This window comes from Pseudomonas sp. FSL R10-0399, from assembly GCF_009600165.1.
Classification (GTDB): Bacteria; Pseudomonadota; Gammaproteobacteria; order Pseudomonadales; family Pseudomonadaceae; genus Aquipseudomonas; species Aquipseudomonas helleri.
Genome location: NZ_WIWK01000291.1, coordinates 1 through 519 on the forward strand (window position 1 = coordinate 1; position 519 = coordinate 519).

At 52.6% G+C, this 519-nt stretch carries 1 pseudogene; it reads left to right on the forward strand.

The window, feature by feature from the left end:
• Positions 1–348, forward strand: a pseudogene (locus GHO41_RS29985) (hypothetical protein); the annotation flags it as partial.
• Between the last annotated feature and the right edge of the window lie 171 nt (positions 349–519).

Below are 519 nucleotides of genomic sequence, written 5' to 3' on the forward strand. Positions count from 1 at the left end.
GGGGTCGACCTGGCCCGTTACCATGTCGGGATGACGGTGCAGCGGGCCATGGAGATCCTGGCTGACTGCGGTCTGGAAGCTACGCGTTATGGCTTTATTTGCTTTGATGAATGGCAAGATGAATTCGAGACGATAGCGGCGGCTACTGAAAGTGTCCCGGCTGAGGATGACTCGGACTCCTACACTTTGCGTGAAGTCAGTCCAGAAAAACGAATCCTTGTGCGAGCAGCAGGGAGCACCTTCGGTTTCCGTGAAGGGCCACTGCACGGGCTTATGCTACGAGCAATGGCAGCTGAATTCGATCAACTCAAGGCTGACGTTGCTGCGCTAAAAGCTGCGCAGCTATAGCGCATGCATAAGTAGTACTAAGAAGGCCCACCTAATTTTGGTTTTTTGCCCCGAACAATCGGAATTAATGCAGCTGGTCGATTTATGTTGCACGACACAGCAACTGCTGCAGATCCTCCCGAACGCTGACCAGACGCTTGCGTTTTTGTTCCAGCCTTAAATACGACCAGA